The sequence below is a fragment of the Arcticibacter sp. MXS-1 genome (assembly GCF_041902385.1).
Taxonomy (GTDB): Bacteria; Bacteroidota; Bacteroidia; order Sphingobacteriales; family Sphingobacteriaceae; genus Arcticibacter.
In genome coordinates, this window is record NZ_CP169244.1 from 2,920,693 (window position 1) to 2,936,683 (window position 15,991).

Below are 15,991 nucleotides of genomic sequence, written 5' to 3' on the forward strand. Positions count from 1 at the left end.
TCAAACGAATCCTTAGCAGGTTTCTATACGGAACCTGTTAAACCTTGCAAATTAAGCAAATTTGGAGGACTTTTACGAAGCACATGTCATAGAGCCAGCCTTCAGAGGGCACACCTGTTTTGGGCGACTTCCTTTTCTGCTGAGTGGCGGTGTTCGATTTTATTATTTGCGTGTCCTTTATCCCCGTTAATTTTTTAATATTTGGACACGTTTAGGAGGAAAGTCTTAATTTTAAAGGATGCAGGAATATTTGCCTTTTATAATCGGTCTGGGATTAGTAATGCTTCAGTTTTACAACAATTTCAGGAAAGAACAGGAGAAAGCCCGTAACAGAAACCCGACACTTCCGGCAGGGGGCGGAGCGAGCGGTTCAGAGTCAGTAAAAGGAAAGAATGTAGCAGTTCCCCCTTCAAAGCCTATGGTGCTGCAGGAGAGGGGACCAGTGGCAGTTCCTGCTCAAAGAAACGAATCAGAGCGGGCTCTGGTGCAGGAGTATTATGATCCTCAAAGACCGTATGAGCCCGTATATGAGCGAAATTATCGCGAGCCGCTTTACAAATCCCCCGAGACAAAGGAACGGGTGGTTTCTGAGCGCAAGGTAACGCCTCAACGAGTTGAGGTAACGCACCTCGAAGATTGGTCAGACGAAACGCTTAAAGGTCGTGCTATTCATAGTCGGCACGTGCATGGTGCAAGAAAACAGGGCAGTGAGGATGAAGGCACCGACGCTGATTTCGATATGGAGCAAGCTATTATCAGTCAGGCCATACTGAACCGGCCTGAATATTAATCTTATTTAGATATATAATTATTGTTTTTTAATAAAATGGAATACAGAAGGTTAGGAAAGTCAGGTTTACAGGTGAGCGCCTTGTCGCTCGGAAGCTGGCTTACTTTTGGAAATCAGATTCCTGATGATGTTGCCGATGAGCTGATGTCTATCGCTTATGAAAAGGGCATCAACTTTTTCGATAATGCAGAAGGTTACGCGGGTGGTAAGTCGGAAGAAGTGATGGGCCGTATACTTAAGAGTAAGGGCTGGGACCGGGAATCATATATTGTATCAAGTAAAGTGTTCTTTGGTGCTGAAGCCAAAGGACCTAATCGTACAGGCCTTTCGAGGAAGCATGTTATCGAAGCGTGTAACGCGGCACTGAGGAGATTTCAACTGGATTATCTGGATCTCTATTTCTGTCACAGGCCTGATATTAATACGCCTATTGAGGAGACAGTATGGGCGATGAATACCTTGCTGCAACAAGGGAAAATCTTATACTGGGGAACGTCGGAATGGACTGCAGCCGAGATTATGGAAGCAATCCGGGTGGCAAGGGACTATCATTTGATTGGGCCTACTATGGAACAGCCTCAGTACAACATGTTGGAACGTACTAAGATTGAGAAGGACTACCTGCTGCTTTTCCGGGAGCACGGACTTGGCACAACTGTATGGTCGCCCTTGCATTCAGGGGTTCTCAGCGGGAAATATAATGACTCGGATCCGGGAGACACCAGACTGCACATGGAAGGACTGGACTGGCTGAAGAACCGTACCCTGGCTCAGGAAAAACTGGAAGCTGCCAGGAAGGTGAAGGAGATTGCCGACGAGCTCGGAGTGAGTATGCCGAGGCTTGCCGTGGCATGGTGCTTAAGGAATCCGAATGTGAGCACCGTGATCCTGGGGGCCTCAAAACCTTACCAGTTGCTGGAAAACCTGACCGCGCTGGATGTGGTGCCCCTATTAACGGAAGATATTATGAACCGTTTGGATGGTGTATTGAAAAATAAGCCTTTTATTCCGACTTATCAGCCCTAGAACGGAGCCTGCACTAAAACAAAAAAGGCTTTCTGTTTCGAGAAAGCCTTTTTTGTTTTAGCCTAAGTAAGATTTGAGTATCTTGCTTCTGGAGGTATGACGAAGGCGCTGAAGCGCTTTGTCTTTGATCTGTCGAACACGTTCACGTGTCAGATTAAATTTCTCACCAATCTCTTCTAACGATAGCGGATGATTGGTGCCCAATCCGAAGAACAGCACGATGATCTCGCGCTCTCGTTCGGTAAGAGTCTGTAAAGACCGTTTGATTTCTTCTGACAGTGACTCGTTAATCAGGTTACTGTCGGTATTTGGATCATCGTTCTCTAATACATCCAGCAGGGTGTTTTCTTCTCCCTGTACAAATGGAGCGTCCATGGACACATGCCGTCCTGAATTGCTCAGGGTGTCAGAGATCTTATCAACAGTAGTTTCAAGAATATCCGCAAGTTCTTCAGGAGACGGTTCGCGTTCGTACTCCTGTTCGAGTTTGGAGAATGCCTTGCTGATCTTGCTGAGAGAACCGACCTGGTTGAGCGGCAGGCGAACAATACGTGATTGTTCAGCAATTGCCTGCAAGATAGACTGACGGATCCACCAGACTGCGTAAGAAATAAACTTAAACCCCTTCGTTTCGTCAAAACGTTTTGCTGCCTTAATCAGGCCAAGATTTCCTTCATTGATCAGGTCACCTAAAGTCAGACCTTGATTTTGATACTGTTTTGCTACTGATACTACGAAACGTAAGTTGGTCTTTGTTAAGCGCTCAAGAGCAGCCTGATCCCCTTCGCGAATCTTCTGCGCCAGAATCACTTCTTCTTCAGCAGTAATCAAATCTACCTTACCAATCTCGTGAAGATACTTATCGAGTGACTGAGACTCGCGATTGGTAATCGATTGTGTTATTTTGAGTTGTCTCATTTAAAATACGATACCCCTTTCTAAAAAGCGTGTGCAAAGTTAAGAACTTTTGCTTCTTAAACGATTTTTTAACGAAAAAGTTGCTTCTTAATTAAGAATAATAATTAATTTTGTTTTTCACCTTTTTTCTGCAAAAATCATTCCATCTGACGCGTTTCTGCTCATATTGGCTTCCCTGTTTTTCATAGTATAGATTTAATTAGTTAGGCAAAAGGACGACCTTTTTCATCGACTTAAGGTTACGTTGACAGTAAACCGACCCGCGTTCTCTTTGTTTTAAAGAGGTAAATATTTCCAGGGTAAGTTAGAGTTCTTCCTCGCGCTCAAGCATCAGAATTGCGCTCTGTGGGACTATAAAGTACTTCTCTTTCTGATAAAGTACTTCCGTTGAAGCGTTTTGAAGAAATATCGCAAGATCTCCTTCCTTAGCTTGCAGGGGAATATATTTAACCTGTTCGTCCCTTCCTTTCCACACATCGTCTTCATCGGCTATCAGGGGAATGGGATATCCAGGCCCCGCTTTAATGACGTAGCCTTGCCTGACCTTCTCTTTTTCTTCTACGCCTGGAGGCAAGAAAAGCCCTGTTGCTGTTTTCTCTTCAGGCTTCAAAGGCTTGATGAGAAGTCTGTCGCCTACTACAATCAGTTTTTTTAACTTGTTATCCGGTGTGATCTGCATATTAATCGAACCTGGTACTTCTATATTTCGCTTACGCTATATCTGAAAGTGAAAACGTTGTATCAATTCGTATGCCCTTGTCTGTTCTTTTCAGTGTTGCGCATTCATGTGAAGGATCGTGCTCAAAAAAAGAATGAACTTATTTTCCTCTGCCTCATTGAGAAAGTCCCGTTTTTCTGTCATCGATAAGAGCGGGAGGGTATCGTAACTTGCGACGTAGGGAATGGGAACATGACTGATGGTTGGCAGTAAATCTGCCACAAAGACAACAGTGTGGCCTTTGTACCGCAGTTCTGGCAGCATCATCGCCTCTGTATGGCCGCTGCTATACCTGAGGGTGAACAAATTGCCAAAAGTGGAGGTGGGGGCGTCAATGAACCTTAGCCGGTCGCTTTCTGCGAGAGGCATGATGTTCTCTGGCAGGAAGGACGCCTTCTCCCGCTCGTTGGGATGCGTAGCAGTGTGCCAGTGCCGGGAGTTTGTCCAGTATACAGCGTTCCGGAAAGCCGGTACCAGCTGCTCTTGTTCCTTTATTACTGCCCCTCCTGCATGATCGAGGTGAAGATGGGTTAAGAATACGTCTGTTATGTCATCTTTATGAAACCCATGGTCTGCTAAGGACTTGTCGAGCGAGCCGTCGCCATGCAGGTGATAATAGCTGAAGAACTTTTCGCTTTGTTTATTTCCAATGCCCGTGTCGATGAGCACCAGTCTGTTTTCGTGTTCTACCAGCAGACAGCGCATGGCAAGGGTGCACAAATTATTCTCATCTGCCGGGTTCGTTTTATTCCAGATTGTCTTTGGAACAACACCAAACATGGCTCCTCCATCGAGCTTGAAGAGACCAGTGTCTATAGAATACAAGTTCATCCCTGCAAGTATAATGAAAGTTTAAAGGGGGCAAAGCCCTGCGATAGCAAAGACAGCAAGTCAGCGACTAGAATTTATACCGCAGAGACAGCCCCGTCCGGTGAATTGTGGTTTTTGTGCTCATGTAACCAGAAAAGCCGTTTGAAATTCCGAATGTGGCTCCAATGTCGACTTTGCCGACCTCTCCGCCTATAGTTAACTGCCCGCCTTGTTCGTGTTTCCGTATGTGCTGAAAATAAGAAAAAGTACTTTGCTGCCCGCCTGTGTCCTGCCGGTATCGTCTGACCAATCTGTCGTTTGCCAGGAGAAAGGCGTTGCTGAATTTCAAATCTGCGAATGGTTTTATCACGCGGCCGCCGAGGTACTTCCGTACTCCGATATTGAATATTCCGTAATGAAAATGGGTTTCAATCTCATCCCGAAAAGAAAAGACATGTCTGGGCTCATTGTCTCCTTTGAATCTATAGTTCTTGTATCCCAGATCAATAAATAAAGATGTTCGCTTGTCAGACCTGGGAATGAAGAACTCGGTGGTAAGGCCGGCTGATAGTCCAATACTTCCCTTGAAACGAGCCAGAAGATCAAAGGAATCGGTGCTGACGGAAAGCTTGTTATATGATGGTTCAACGAATACGGAGAAAACCGGTGCAAGCTTATAATCCTTTCTCCGGAAGTCTTGCGGAGATTCTCCATTTATGCATCTGTTGTATTCGCTAATCACATTTACGAGCTCCTTCTCCAGATACCTCAGTTTTTTAATATTAAGGGCGGATATAACAGGACAATCGTCGAGCAGGAACATTAGTTGCTCCCTGAAGTATGAGTTTTCTGCAATGGCCGAGCCGATCTTATATTGCTTGTGCAATAGCTCTTCGGGCTGGTGGCCGTCCTTTATCGTGAAATAGTGGTTTCGGCTGGAGCTGATCTTCGCGTTGAACAGAGAAACCTTGCCCGAAACTAGTTTTTGGAGGAACAGAGAGAGTTCTTTTGGCTCCGGTTTTATGGTCTGCGACATATTTTCAAGAGTTTGATCCGATGTGTCAATCCTGACGGCATAGAGCTGATAGTTCTCCTTTATTTCCTCCGTTGTGATGGTGAATGCATTGATCTGTTCAGCCGTTAATGTTGTTGCCGGGGTTGTTGTCGAATCTTTAAACTCTATCTTTCTCGGATTGATATTCCAGTTTTCGTATTTTATAAAACCTTTCCGAACTGTGCCGTTTTTGAAAGTCACCTCTCCTGTTAAGAATTTTTTCTGGCCATAAGACTGATATGCAATCAAGTAAAGGAAGGAGCTAAGGATTAGGGTAAGGGTTTGTTTCATGGTGACTGGTCAGGTTAGAATACAAAAAGGGCATTCCTGCCCTTTTTGTATTGTGTTCTAATATCTATTAAAGGTGGATAACCTCGCCGTATGCATCCGCCGCAGCTTCCATTACAGCCTCGCTCATAGTTGGGTGAGGGTGAACGGACTTGATGATCTCCATGCCTGTTGTTTCCAGTTTACGTGCAACAACAACTTCAGCGATCATTTCGGTTACTCCGGCGCCGATCATATGTGCTCCCAGGAACTCACCATATTTTGCGTCAAAAATTACTTTCACAAATCCGTCTTTAGTACCGGCAGCACTTGCTTTACCAGAGGCAGAGAACGGGAACTTTCCCACTTTGATCTCGTAACCAGCTTCTTTTGCAGCCTTTTCAGTGTAACCAACAGAGGCAATTTCGGGGGTACAATAAGTACAGCCGGGGATGTTGTTATAATTCAAAGGCTCAGGATGATGCCCTGCAATCTTTTCAACGCAAATGATCCCTTCTGCTGATGCCACGTGAGCCAGTGCCTGACCCTTTACAATATCTCCGATAGCATATACACCCTCTACGTTTGTCTTGTAGAAGTCGTCTACCACTACGCGGCCGCGGTCGGTCTTTACGTCAACTTCTTCCAGTCCGATATTTTCAATATTTGGAGTGATTCCGACGGCTGAAAGAACAATGTCAGCTTCGAGGGTCTCTGTTCCTTTAGCTGTTTTTACCTGCGCCTTGCAGCCGGTGCCTGAAGTGTCAACAGACTCAACAGTAGAATTGGTAAGAATTTCGATGCCGATCTTCTTTAAACTACGCTCGAGTTGCTTTGAAATTTCTTCGTCTTCAACAGGAACAATGCGGTCCATGAATTCAACGACAGTGACTTTGGTACCCATTGCCTTGTAAAAGTAAGCAAACTCGATTCCGATTGCTCCGGATCCAACCACGATCATGCTCTTAGGTTGTTCGGCGAGGCTCATTGCCTGACGATAACCAATGATCTTTTTGCCGTCTTGTTTTAGGTTGGGAAGTTCACGTGAACGGGCGCCTGTAGCAAGAATAGTGTGCTTTGCTGTATACTCTTTCACAGAGCCATCAGAGCCTTTCACCTCTACCTTGCCGCCTTTTTTGATTTTGGCGACTCCCATGATCACATCGATCTTGTTCTTTTTCATCAGGAACTGGATACCCTTACTCATGCCATCAGCCACACCGCGGCTGCGTTTAACAACTGCGTTGAAGTCGGGCTCACCGCCCTGCACGTTAATGCCGTAGTCGGAAGCATGTTTAATATATTCAAAAACCTGCGCACTTTTCAATAGTGCTTTTGTTGGAATACATCCCCAGTTCAGGCAGATTCCGCCGAGAGATTCGCGTTCGACAATGGCCGTCTTCAAGCCCAACTGCGAAGCGCGAATTGCAGCTACATAGCCGCCGGGACCGCTTCCGATAACTATCAAGTCGTAATTCATAAGAATTCTATTTATTTATTTTTGAACGGGCCAAACTTACACAAAATTTTGCATTCGGATTTTCACGCAAAAAACATAAAACGCGCCGGACGATTCTTTCTCCGCCGCTGCCGGTAAGGTATGAGGAGATCGTGTGGTTATAATTTATTAACAGCGCAGAGGAAAGTTTTCCACAAAAACCGCAGGCCGGAAGCGAGGAATAAGGGAATTAGCAAAAAAAACGCTTAAAATTTCAAAAATGTCAAAGAAGAGGAAGGGTGAAACCGGGAATTAACATTAATTTAATATTAGAACCTGTAATATTTTGAAAAACGTAGCTATCTTTGCCGCTGAAAATCAAAATAAAATTTTCATCTTTTATCAAAAAGCAAATTTTTTATGAGGAAGTTTTTACTTTTTACACTTCTTGCCTTACTGGGAGTGGCGACTCTGCATGCCCAGGTGACAACAAGTAGTATTACGGGATTGGTGCGAGATGCAAAGGGTGATCCGATGATCGGCGCGACCGTCAGAGCTACGCATCAGCCGACTGGAACGAGATACGGCGTTTCTACGAATGCTGATGGCCGTTTTACTCTTCCGAACGTTCGCATCGGTGGGCCTTACGTGATTGAAGTGAGCTATATCGGCCTTCAGTCTCAAAAATTTACGAATATTTCGCTGCGTCTCGGTGAACCTTACATTCTGAATGTGACCTTATCAAACTCCGGGACCGCATTGTCTGAGGTAGTTGTAACGGGTAAAAAAGGAATCAACGTGGCGCGCACAGGTGCAAGTACCAATATCAGCAGAGAGCAGATTGCCACTTTGCCGACTATTACCAGAAGCATCACAGACTATACTCGTCTGACCCCACAGTCAAACGGCAACAACTTTGCAGGGCGTGACAACCGGTATAATAACGTGTTGGTAGACGGTGCGAATCTGAATAATACGTTCGGGCTAAGTACTGATCCATTGCCTGGAGGTGGTGCTCAGCCTATTTCTATAGAAGCTTACGATGAAATCTCTGTTAATCTTTCTCCCTTTGATGTGAAGCAATCTGGATTCACTGGTGCTGGGATTAATGCGGTAACCAGAAGCGGTACAAATACATTTCATGGCTCGGCTTATGGTTTTTATCGTGACCAGTCCTTCAACGGAACCCATGCCAGGGAAAGAGATCTAAGCGCATCAAACGTTAAATCTAAAAATCAGGTGTACGGCGCTACTTTAGGTGGTCCGATCATTAAAGACAAGTTGTTCTTCTTCGCAAACTTTGAGTATGAAAAGGCAGCTAACCCCGGTATTACATACTCTCCAACTGGTGGTTCCGGGATAGGAAACATTTCTTCGACAACGGCCAGCGATCTGGAACTCGTTAAGGCACATTTAGCTAAATATAACTACGACACTGGGACCTACGATAACTTCCCTAGCTTTAATCCTGAGAATACCAAGTTCCTTTTGAAGCTCGACTGGAACATCAACGACGTTCACAAGCTGACTGTAAAGTATAGCGATCTTTCAGCTACCAGTGACGTTGCTTTGAACGGAAGCAGTATTCCTAACGGAGGTGGCTTTAGAGTTACAGGGAATACCTCTTCACTCAGCCGCCTGCCTAATAACCGCTTTAGCAACAACTCAATGGCTTTCAGTAACTCCAACTATGGGTTCAAGAATCCTGTGAAGACTGCCACTGCTGAGCTGAATAGTAATTTCGGCGGAAAAATGTCGAACCAGTTATTGCTGGCACTAACCAAGTCGAAGAGCACCAGAACCTTTGATGGTCCTGTATTCCCGACCATTGACATCTTCAACGGATCCGGAGCAAATTTCATCAGCGCCGGGATGGATCCCTATACCTATAACAACGATGTGGTAACCGATAGCTATAATATAGTTGATAACTATACTTATTATGCAGGAAAGCACACCATTACTGTTGGTGGAAGCTACGAGTACCAGAAAGTGGGAAATATGTTTATGGCCGGGTCCAACAGCTATTATGCTTACAGCAGTTTAAGCGACTTCCTTGAAGACCGTGCTCCTGCTTATTACGCTTATACTTATTCGCTGGTGCCCGGCAAAAGCGCAGTGTACTCAGCGGAACTTAAGATTGGACAACTGGGCTTTTATGCACAGGACGAATTTAACCCGAATCCGAACTTTAAGCTGACCTACGGCATTAGAGCGGACAGGCCAATCTATCATGAAAATCCACTTGAGAATCCGCAGATAACAGCGCTTCAACTGCCAAATAAAGAAGGCGTCCTTACTTCATACAACACAGGCGCGTGGCCGAAAGCCCGCTGGTTATTTTCGCCCCGTGCAGGTTTTAGATGGAGCCTGCTGGAAGACAATTCTCTGATCGTGCGCGGAGGACTAGGTATCTTCACTGGGCGGATTCCTTTCGTATATCTGACGAACATGCCGACCAACAGTGGAATGTATCAGAATGGAGGAGCTATCACCAATCCTGCTGTGCTCGCGAACATTAAGTTTAGCTCCGATCCGGCAGCTTACGCCAGTCTTTTCCCGCAAACCGCGGGGTCAACGGTTCCGAAGAACTTTGTCGCAATTGACAATAACTTTAAGTTCCCTCAGGTGTTCCGTACCAATCTGGCAGTCGAAAAGGGACTTGGAAATGGATTCAATGTCTCTCTTGAGGCTTTGATCACCAAAGACATCAACGCAGTGAGGATGCGTAATGCCAACCTGAAGGCTCCTACCGGCACCATCACTGAAGGAGAATTTAACCGCCCTCGCTACGTTTCTACTGCGAATACAGACCGATATATCTATCCCGATATAACCAGTGCGATCGTTCTTGAGAATACCAATAAGGGTTACTCTACCGCTTATACCGCACAGATTAGCAAGACTGGTGCATCAGGTCTCTCCGGTTCACTGGCATATACTTATACGAAGGCAAAGGAAGTGACCGCTAACCCCGGCAATCAGGCATCTTCTATCTGGAATACAAATCCAAACGTAGGTACCTCAAATGACATCGAGATGGGATATTCTGCTTATGCAACGCCCCACCGTGTGGTTGGAACGATTTCGTACAAGGTGAAGTACGCCAAGAACTTTGCTTCTTCTCTGTCCCTGTTCTACCAGGGTTCGAAAAATGACAATCCGTACAGCTATATAGTAAACGGTGACCTTAACGGCGACGGTAATAATAGCACCGATTTGTTGTATGTGCCTAAGAATATGAACGAGATCATATTCCAACAGCTTGACATTCAGGATAACAATAAGAACGTACTGTATAGCTATACTCCAGCTCAGCAGGCCGTGGCATTCGAGCAGTTCATCAATAATACACCTTATTTGAAGAGTCGGCGGGGCCAATACGCTGAAAGGAATGCAGCCTTCAGACCGTGGTATAATAGGGTAGATATGCGCTTTCTGCAGGACTTTGTTCTTGAGAGAGGGGGTGTAAAGCACAACCTTCAATTTAGCGTAGACGTTCTAAACGTACCTAATCTGCTCAACAAAAATTGGGGAGTGCTTCAGAGCTACACTATTAATAATCCTTTGGTATATAAAGGAATTGATGCGACTACTAACAAGCCGATATACACAATGCAAGTGTTAAGCAATAAGCTAGTTACTGAGCCTTATCAATATAATTACAGTTTAAGCTCGACCTGGAGCATGCAGCTAGGTGTGAAATACATCTTCTAATTATTTTAATCAAATGAAAAAGAACATTATATTAACAATAGCACTGGGAGTGTCAACTTTCTTTGCGGCCTGCACAAAAGATGCAAACGTAGACGAGATAGAGAAAAAGCTGCCCGTGATGAGTCTCTCGAGTTTTGGTATCTCACCTGATTTGACTGGGCCTTTTGCCAATTCGAACACTATTTCGTTTGTGTTCGGAGCAACTGCAAGTAACACTGAGGTAGGCGCTTTTGATTACGCCATATACGATGCAGCAGTGAGGGTAGACAGTGTGCATTACGAAAAATGGTCTGGGAAGGGCGTCACAGGTATTAGCGTGTCGTCCGTTCCTTCTACATACCCAAATACAAAGGTGTATCAGGGAACAATAACCTATAAGCTGGATGCGACAAAATACCTATCCGGCAAGAAGTATACGGTGAAGGCTTATATGCGTCCTGCAGGTAATACTGCTGGTTATACGCCCTATCAAATTACTGTCAGTAATCTCATCACTATTAAGTAATCTTACACCAAAGCAAAATCTAAATGCCTCCTCAATATCTCTTTGAGGAGGCTTTTTAGTGGTGTAAGTTTTGCGAAATCAAACTTCGTGGCCAAATTGACCGTTTTTCCGTGCATACGTTTGCTCTTCTAGTAAGGTCGTAAAACTGATATGATAAAAAGGGAGGAGATCCATAGTTGGTCTCCTCCCTTTTTATCATATCAGTTTTAAATAGGTATATGTTGGATCAGGCAACCAGTAGGTCTTTATCCTGGCTTTTACCTGGTGTGTTGCGGAGAAATTTTCCTTTGTCCTGACGGAACTTCTTTAAATCATTCTGTAAGATCGCTTTTAATTCTTTATCAAATTGTCCTAGCAAGTTTTGGTTGATCGTCGTATTCATAGTTCTTACATTTATACTGTTACCGTTGCCAATTTGATGCCAGAGCCCTAAAAGCGATAAAATAGCCGTTTTTTCTAAGCCCCAAAGCCAAACTGTAGTCCCCATAGTACACTGCGGTGAGTGTGATCTCACACATGTGGCGATGTTCTACAACCTGTGGCGTTTCTTGCCGTTTAGTGGTAAGGGGTTAAATATTAGGGAATTGAACGTACAGGTGCGGGGCTTTTTTAATATATCCGGGCCATGGGTAAGAATATATTTTCTAAGTTTGAGTAATGAGCTTCGTATTTCCCGGATTTCTGTTTGGACTCTTTGTTTTGTTAGTGCCTGTGATCATCCATCTTTTTAGTTTCAGGAAGATCAGGAAGGTGCATTTCAGTAACCTCCGGTTCCTGACGGCTGTAGAGCAGAAATCCTCAGCAGCGCGAAGGTTGAAACGATTCTGGCTTTTATCCCTCAGGTGCCTGGCTCTTTTGTTCCTTGTTCTCGCATTTTCTCAGCCTTATCTGCCTTCAGAGGGGACGGTATCTGCTCAGGGGAAGAAAGCCGTCAGTATTTACATCGATAATTCCTATAGCATGGAGGTGGAAAGCCGCGAGGGGAGCCTGCTTGAAGAAGCGAAACGGAGGGCAAAAGAGATCGCTTCGGCTTACGGATTAAACGACCAGTTCCAGCTTCTCACAAACGATTTTGGTGGGAGACATCAGCGCCTGCTCAACTACGAGGACTTTCTTTCTGCCCTTGACGAGATTAGGGTAAGTGCGAACCGGCGCACCCTGCAGGAGGTGATCAAACTCCAGGAGTCCTGCCTGGATCGCGCACAGGGCAGGACGGGCACAGCCTATCTGATTTCCGACTTTCAGCGTAATCTAATATCGGATGACAGCTTGTCGAATAACGTTCCGGTGCGGCTGGTGAGACTGCGGGCGCCTGAGCAGGCTAACGTTTCTGTGGACTCTGCCTGGTTTGTTTCTCCGGTTCACCGCGCCGGTGAGGCAGAGCGCTTGATTGTTCGGGTGAGGAACAATTCTGATAAAGAGACCGGAAGTGTGCCTCTGAGACTTCTGGTTGAAAAACAGCAGAAGGCGATTAGTTCTGTTACGCTGCCTGCCAGGGCAACCATTAACGACACCCTTTCTTTCAGCGGGCTCACCCAGGGATGGAAGCAAGGGGAAATAAGGGTAGGAGATTATCCCATAACGTTCGACGATCGTTACTTTATTTCTTTTCAGGTCAGGCCGTCCATGAAGATCCTGTCGATCGATGCAGGGAACCAGGGCAATGAATACATCGAGGCATTATATGGTACAGAAGATTTCTTCGATCTCAGGACCGAGAATGCCGGTCAGCTTAATTATTCCAAACTAGCGGCTTATCCGTTTCTCGTCCTGAACGGAACAAAAGGAGTGACGGGCGGCTTTGTAGCCGCAATAAAGCAATATGTGAAGAATGGCGGGTCAATAATGATTTTCCCTTCCCTGGACGATATTCACGGCCTTGGCTCGCTGTGTTCTGCACTAAATACGGGTGTGCCCGAGGGAGTGGAAACGGTGCCCGCCAAAGTTCAAAATGTTCAATACCAAAGCCCTATGTTCCGGGGCGTGTTTGATCATATTCCGCGGAACGTAGAGCTTCCTATAGCAAGGAAGTATGTTCTTTTCAGCACGAATAGCCAAGGTTGGGGAGCCGCTGTAATGAAACTTCCTGCCAGCCGGCCCTTCTTGAGCAGGCACACTCTTGGTCGCGGAACAGTTTATCTTGCAGCCGTTTCTCTATCCGAAGAGTCGTCAAACTTTGTTCGACATGCTCTCTTTGTCCCAGTGATGTATCAGGCTGCTTTTCTGAGTCTGCACGACAGGGCTCTCTCCTATACAATAGGGCGCGATCTTTTTCTTGAAACAGAACCTCTTCGTTTAGCGGGCAACGAGGTACTCCGGCTGCGGAATGAGAAGGCAGAAATAATTCCGGATGTCAGGCAGGCAGAAAGCGGTACTCGTCTGTTTATTGCCGATCAGATCAGTGAAGCGGGACAGTATCAGCTTTCCAAATCCGACAGCCTCCTTTCAATAGTCGCGTTCAATAATGACAGAAGTGAATCGGATCTGAGCTACCTTGATGAAGACGAGCTCAGGGACCGGTTCAATGGCAATGATGTGCGTCTCTTTGATCCTTATAACGAGCCGTTAAAAAATAGCGTGAAAGCAGTAAATTATGGTGTGCAGTTGTGGAAAGTTTGTCTAATTTTGACACTGATTTTCCTGGCTGCGGAAATTCTGCTTTTAAGGTTTTATGGCAGGAGCGCTAGTACCCTGCAACAGGGAACTTAAAACTTATTACATGAAGACTACACTTGTTCAATCGGTCAAGATTCTGTTTCCCGAATCTGTATTCTACAACAAAATAGCCGACGTCCTTATTGAGAATGGTAAAATAGCAGAAGTTGCAGACCATATTCCTGTCTCAGGAGAGGGGTGGGAGGTGATCGATGGCACTGGTAAGTTCCTTGCGCCTGGCTTTTTTGATCTGAATGCTAATCTTGGAGAACCTGGTCTGGAAACAAAGGAAGACCTTCAATCGGGGGCGATTGCAGCAGCAGCAGGTGGGTTTACCGGTGTGGCGGCTCAGCCTTCCACTCATCCGCCGGTTCATTCGAAAGCGGAAGTTTCGTATATCCTGAGCAGATCGAAGGAGTTTCTGACGGACATTTATCCGGTCGGTTGCATAAGTTATAACAGGGAAGGAAAGGATCTTGCCGAATTATATGATATGTTTCAGGCTGGAGCTGTAGCGTTCTCCGATGGTACAAGGCCAGTAGGTGACTCAGGACTTATGAGCAGGGCCCTTCTATATGTAAAGGGATTTGACGGACTCATCTTTTCCTTTCCTGAGGACTCGTCTATTGCAGGAAAAGGAAAGATGAATGAAGGTGTAATGAGCACTTATCTGGGAATGAAAGGTATCCCTGCACTAGCCGAAGAGGTTTTTGTTTCCAGGGACCTGTTTCTTGCCGAGTATAACGAGTCTAAAGTTCACTTCAGTACAATTTCTTCAGCAGGGACAGTAGCTCTCATTCGTGATGCCAAGAAGAAAGGAATCAAGGTAACCTGTGATGTGGCTGCCCATCATCTTGTTCTGACGGAGGACGAATTAGCCGGATTTGACAGTAACTACAAAGTTAAGCCGCCCCTTAGGCCGGCTGCCGATGTGGCTGCCTTGATTGAAGGCCTGTCGGACGGGACGATAGATGCAATAGTTTCACAGCACACTCCTCACGAAGTGGAGTTCAAGGAAGTGGAGTTTGAAATCGCGTCATTTGGTATGACGGGTTTACAAACTGTTTTGCCACTGGTGCTGCAGGCTGGAATACCGGTAGAACAACTTGTTGAGAAGCTTTCTGTTAATCCAAGGAAGATCCTGAATTTGCCGGTGCCGTCTCTGCAGCAGGGAGAAGACGCGAACTTCGTATTGTTTGACCCCAACCAAGAGTGGTGCTTTGACGAGTCTTCAAACAAATCCAAATCTTTTAATTCTCCCTTCAGAGGGAAAAATCTCAGAGGTAAGGTAATACTGGTGGGAAACAAAGGGCAGGTTTACAGCTGGTAGCTCTTCCATTTGCCATAAGTCTTGTTATTGTCATTTTTATTTAGGAAACTTGTTTTAGCTCAACCTTATGAGCTGCCAGCATTAATATGGACAAACATATAGAAAGAGCCCTTTCGGCTTCTCTGAAGGAATTTGAAAAAGCGAGCTCTTATGCCGTTGAAGGTTTTGAAAAGAAGATCAGAGACGTTTTTGACTCAGAGGCTGACTTCATGACGAAGGTTGAGCGGATGGATGAGACTTTCGACAACGAACCTCACATGGAAGGGCTGAGAGAGGTCTTTTTTGATCTTTTGATGGTGAATTTCTTTTCGGAAGACGTGAAAAAGTTAGAGGACGACTATCTCGAATCTGAAGAATGGGAGGCCATCGAGGATGAAACGATCGACCGGGGTACAGAGCTTTTGAACGTTTTACTCTACCTGAGGGAGTGCCGCGACGAAGAGATCGAACCAGATCTGGAAGATTTTCTGAAAGAGTTCCTGCTGGTAGACGAAGATGAGTTCCAGGATGAGCATCGCATCTATGAGGATGTTATCGCCAACCAGATTTTAATGGAGAGCAACATCTCCGAAATTGCGAGAGTTGCGGGTGAACTAAATGATTCTTCAGAGTTTAAGGAGCTTTTTTATCCTGTGATGTGCTTTTTCTATCAAAACGAGCCATCGGAGGAGGACAAAGAAGTCTTTGTAAGTAATAGCGGGGATCCTGAGTTTGATTCTTCTGTTTACGCTTTGCTGTCGGCATTCAACAAACCTTAACATAA

At 45.5% G+C, this 15,991-nt stretch carries 13 protein-coding genes; 7 read left to right on the forward strand and 6 right to left on the reverse strand.

Features of this window, described 5'->3' with window-relative positions; translation table 11 throughout:
• Positions 1 to 238 precede the first annotated feature (238 nt).
• Together ACES2C_RS12600 and ACES2C_RS12605 are read left to right on the forward strand one after the other, a co-directional pair.
• A complete protein-coding gene (locus tag ACES2C_RS12600; RefSeq protein ID WP_374163455.1) occupies positions 239 to 790 on the forward strand; it encodes a hypothetical protein in 552 nt (183 codons plus the stop codon).
• 36 nt (positions 791 to 826) lie between these two features.
• The gene (locus ACES2C_RS12605; protein WP_374163456.1) at positions 827 to 1,816 is read left to right on the forward strand and encodes a potassium channel beta subunit family protein; all 990 of its coding nucleotides are present in this window, start codon (positions 827 to 829) and stop codon (positions 1,814 to 1,816) included.
• A 57-nt stretch (positions 1,817 to 1,873) separates the two neighbouring features.
• Here the strand turns inward: ACES2C_RS12605 and ACES2C_RS12610 are convergent, their stop codons facing one another.
• The 5 genes from ACES2C_RS12610 to lpdA form a co-directional block, all read right to left on the reverse strand.
• Positions 1,874 to 2,734 (reverse strand): RNA polymerase sigma factor RpoD/SigA, encoded by an 861-nt coding sequence (locus ACES2C_RS12610; protein WP_109415596.1) that lies wholly within the window; start codon positions 2,732 to 2,734, stop codon positions 1,874 to 1,876.
• Positions 2,735 to 3,038: 304 nt separating this feature from the next.
• Positions 3,039 to 3,413, reverse strand: coding sequence for a co-chaperone GroES (locus tag ACES2C_RS12615; RefSeq protein ID WP_374163457.1), 375 nt, complete (start codon positions 3,411 to 3,413; stop codon positions 3,039 to 3,041).
• Positions 3,414 to 3,503: 90 nt separating this feature from the next.
• Positions 3,504 to 4,283 carry an MBL fold metallo-hydrolase gene (locus tag ACES2C_RS12620; protein WP_374163458.1) on the reverse strand — a complete coding sequence of 260 codons (780 nt, stop codon included), beginning with the start codon at positions 4,281 to 4,283 and terminating at the stop codon, positions 3,504 to 3,506.
• 67 nt (positions 4,284 to 4,350) lie between these two features.
• Entirely contained in the window at positions 4,351 to 5,607 is a 1,257-nt protein-coding gene (locus tag ACES2C_RS12625; protein ID WP_374163459.1) for a hypothetical protein, read from the reverse strand.
• Between the two features lie 67 nt (positions 5,608 to 5,674).
• A complete protein-coding gene (gene lpdA / locus ACES2C_RS12630) occupies positions 5,675 to 7,063 on the reverse strand; it encodes a dihydrolipoyl dehydrogenase (protein WP_374163460.1) in 1,389 nt (462 codons plus the stop codon).
• 378 nt (positions 7,064 to 7,441) lie between these two features.
• Here lpdA and ACES2C_RS12635 point away from each other — a divergent pair, with 378 nt between their 5' ends.
• Both ACES2C_RS12635 and ACES2C_RS12640 read left to right on the forward strand, forming a co-directional pair.
• The gene (locus ACES2C_RS12635; RefSeq protein ID WP_374163461.1) at positions 7,442 to 10,738 is read left to right on the forward strand and encodes a TonB-dependent receptor domain-containing protein; all 3,297 of its coding nucleotides are present in this window, start codon (positions 7,442 to 7,444) and stop codon (positions 10,736 to 10,738) included.
• Between the two features lie 13 nt (positions 10,739 to 10,751).
• Complete coding sequence (locus ACES2C_RS12640; RefSeq protein ID WP_374163462.1) at positions 10,752 to 11,243, forward strand: hypothetical protein; 492 nt, start codon at positions 10,752 to 10,754, stop codon at positions 11,241 to 11,243.
• A 226-nt stretch (positions 11,244 to 11,469) separates the two neighbouring features.
• Here ACES2C_RS12640 and ACES2C_RS12645 read toward each other — a convergent pair whose 3' ends face one another.
• On the reverse strand, positions 11,470 to 11,730 hold the full coding sequence (locus ACES2C_RS12645; RefSeq protein WP_374163463.1) for a hypothetical protein: 261 nt from the start codon (positions 11,728 to 11,730) through the stop codon (positions 11,470 to 11,472).
• Between the two features lie 170 nt (positions 11,731 to 11,900).
• On the opposite strand from ACES2C_RS12645, the gene ACES2C_RS12650 reads away from it, so the two are divergent.
• The 3 genes from ACES2C_RS12650 (at position 11,901) to ACES2C_RS12660 (ending at position 15,986) form a co-directional block, all read left to right on the forward strand.
• Entirely contained in the window at positions 11,901 to 13,952 is a 2,052-nt protein-coding gene (locus ACES2C_RS12650; protein WP_374163464.1) for a BatA domain-containing protein, read from the forward strand.
• Positions 13,953 to 13,962: 10 nt separating this feature from the next.
• A complete protein-coding gene (locus tag ACES2C_RS12655; protein WP_374163465.1) occupies positions 13,963 to 15,228 on the forward strand; it encodes a dihydroorotase in 1,266 nt (421 codons plus the stop codon).
• A gap of 86 nt (positions 15,229 to 15,314) precedes the next feature.
• Entirely contained in the window at positions 15,315 to 15,986 is a 672-nt protein-coding gene (locus ACES2C_RS12660; protein ID WP_374163466.1) for a hypothetical protein, read from the forward strand.
• Positions 15,987 to 15,991: the final 5 nt, after the last annotated feature.